Source organism: Streptomyces sp. SID12501 (genome assembly GCF_010550245.1).
Taxonomy (GTDB): Bacteria; Actinomycetota; Actinomycetes; order Streptomycetales; family Streptomycetaceae; genus Streptomyces.
This window is the reverse complement of the sequence record NZ_JAAGLU010000322.1, coordinates 1-569: the sequence shown is the minus strand read 5'-3', so window position 1 is coordinate 569 and position 569 is coordinate 1. Positions and strand designations below refer to the sequence as shown.

The following is a 569-nucleotide window of genomic DNA, read 5'->3' as shown; positions in this document are numbered from 1 at the left end:
CGCCAGCACCAGCAGGGCAAGCCGACGTCGACCAACCCGATCGCGTCGATCTTCGCGTGGACCGGCGGCCTCAAGCACCGCGGCAAGCTCGACGGCACGCCCGAGGTCACGCAGTTCGCCGAGACGCTCGAGGACGTCGTCATCACGACCGTCGAGAGCGGCAAGATGACGAAGGACCTCGCGCTGCTCATCGGCAAGGACCAGCCGTGGCTCACCACGGAGGAGTTCCTCGCCGCGCTCGACGAGAACCTCGCGGCGCGCCTCGCCTGAGACGTGCACGACGCGACGCCGCCGGCCCGTGCCGGCGGCGTCGCCGTTTCCCGGCACGGCGTGGTCCCGTGCGCGATAGGTTCGGTGGTGGCGCGTGGACCCGTGTCGGCGCGCCGCCACCGGTCGACCGAAGGAGCCCGCCCGTGTCCCTCACCACGCCCGCCGTCGTCACCGTCACCGGGGCCGCCGGTCAGATCGGGTATGCCCTCGCCTTTCGGCTCGCGTCGGGGCAGCTGCTCGGCGCGGACAGGCCGGTGCGGCTGCGGATGCTGGACATCACGCCCGCGCTGAAGGCCGCC

General features: G+C 72.8%; 2 pseudogenes. Both read left to right on the top strand.

Features of this window, described 5'->3' with window-relative positions:
* Positions 1–270: pseudogene (locus tag G3I71_RS46005) on the top strand (isocitrate/isopropylmalate family dehydrogenase); the annotation flags it as partial.
* Between the two features lie 143 nt (positions 271–413).
* A pseudogene (locus G3I71_RS46000) lies at positions 414–569 on the top strand (malate dehydrogenase); the annotation flags it as partial.